At 74.0% G+C, this 2,208-nt stretch carries 1 protein-coding gene; it reads left to right on the forward strand.

Annotated features, from left to right (window positions below):
* On the forward strand, window positions 1-626 hold a 626-nt coding region (locus tag ACYVE7_RS32920), incomplete at its 5' end, for a hypothetical protein (protein ID WP_460370349.1).
* Between the last annotated feature and the right edge of the window lie 1,582 nt (window positions 627-2,208).

Genomic DNA, 2,208 nt, shown 5'->3' on the forward strand with positions numbered 1-2,208 from the left:
ACGCCCCCGCTCCCGCTGGCCCACCCGCCGTCAGCGGGCCGCTCCACACTCGGCCATTCCGGCCGCCATCCCGCGCCCTGCGCCCCCCCGGCCTCCACGGAGTCCTGCGGCTCTTCACCGACCTCTTCGTCCTCCGCCAGGCCCCGCCGCGCCCCGTCGTCCACCACGTCCTGCGGCACTCCCGCCGCAGGCCGCTGGCTGTCCACCGGCAGCCGTTCCCACCGCCCCGGCATCTCCACGTCAACCCGGGTCACCGAAGCCTCCCCGACCACGACACCCGAATCCGCCACCCCGTCACCACGCCCGTCCCCGACGTCACCGGCATCCCCCACCGCTCCGTCGAACCGCCCCCACGACCCCACACCACCGACCGGCCCGCCCTCGGCCGCTCCTTCTCCTCCCACCTCAAGCCGCCCCCGCACGACCTCCCCACCATCCGCAGCCGCCCCGACAACAGCGGCTTCATCACGCGCGTCCACCCCATCGAACCCACGCACATCCGCTTCCTCAGCACTCCGCGCCACCTCGCCGGAACCCACCGGCTCGTCGGCTCGCTCGCCGTCCGCTCCCGAAGGAACGGCTGTCGCGGCGCTGGCGACGCCGCCACGCGCATCCACGCCATCTGACGTGGAGGCTTCTTGCGCGCGCTCGACCGTTTCGGCGGAACGCTCCGGCTCGTCGCTCCGCTCGCTGTGCGTTCCCGAGAGCCCTGCTGTCGTGACTCCGGTGCCAGGGCCGCTCGCGTCCGTGTCTTTGGGCTCACGCTCATTCGGCTGGGCGGTGCTCTTCTGCGCCATCTGGGCGGAACGTGCCGACTCGGCGGCTCGCGCTGCCGGAGGGCCAGCCGCTGCGACAGGGGTGGCGTTGTCCGGCGCGGGCGCGGTCGCCTGGTCGAGGCCCTGTTGTGCGTTCTCGACCGCTTCGGCGGAACGCTCCGGCTCGATGTTTCGTGCGGCCGAGGGCCCGGCCGCCGCGATGCGGGTGTCATCGTTCACGCTGTGTGCTGCGGGTGCCGGCGCGGCGGGGTGTGACGGTTCGTGGTGGGAGCGCTGCAGCTCGGACAGGTCGGGCAGCGCGAAGGTCCGCGAGTGCGTCGGGTCGATCGCGGGCTGCTGGATCGGGATGTCCGGCACGGTGTCCGGTGGGGCGCTGACGCCGGCCGTGGCCTGGTGGGCTGCGGGGATCGGCGGCCAGACCTGCAGGTCGATCGGCGCCAGGGACTCCGGGCCGGGAGCGCCCTGCGGCCGTCCACCGGCATCGGTGACGCCCCGGCCCGGCCCGTCCCCTTCCTGAGGCTTCGCCCGAGTCGACCCGAAAGACCCGGGGACGCGAGGAACCATCGGAATGTCCGGGACCGTGGGTGCGGCAGGCGAGACCGCCGCGACACCAGCGTCTTCGACGTGCTGCACCAACGCCTCCCGTCGCGACACCCGACCATCCTGCGCGCTCGTCCTGGCATCCGCCGCCGAAGCCCCGGCGCGGCCTCCCGCCGCGGACGCGTCAGTACGCGCCCGCACCGCACGATCGTCCCGGGACCCGCCCGCAGGACGTCCGCCAGCCGCAGCCGATCCCGCGCCGCCGACCGGCCGGAACGGAGCAGGCCCAACAAAACGACCGCCCCCGTCACCCTCGGACGGCATCTCCGAAGCCCCATCCGAACGACCGGCTCGACCAGCCTCCCGCGCCGCAGCATCCACGGCGCGACCCGACTCATCAACGCCCGCGGCCTCAGCGGCCCGCGAAGATTCGTCACCGAACGACCCCGACGAGGCTGGACGCTCAGTACGAGCAGCGTCACGCATAGCGGGCGTCGCAGAGGCATCCGGCTGGGGCGGAGCCGCAGACACCTCAGGTCCGGTCGGAGCGCCGTCACGCCCAGCACGCGTCGCGGGGCGGCCCGGCTCGGTGACACCCGCGGCCTCGGGACCAGTGGGGTGGTCGGTCCCGACGGCTTCACGTCCAGCACGCGTCCTGGAGCGGCCCGGATCAGCGAGGGGCGGGGCCTCGGCGGGCTGGGCGGACATGCCGTCAGCCGGGCTGGGCGAAGGCGCGGATGCCTCGGGAACGCTGGGGTGGACGGCGTCATGCCCAGCAGGCGTCGCAGGGTTGCCCGGATGGCGCGGAGGCGCGGGGGTCTCGGGTAGGTCGTCGCGGGATCCGACCGGTTGGATTCCCGGATTCGGTGGGTTCATGTCGCCGAGGTCACCG

The sequence above is a fragment of the Actinocorallia lasiicapitis genome (assembly GCF_054778695.1).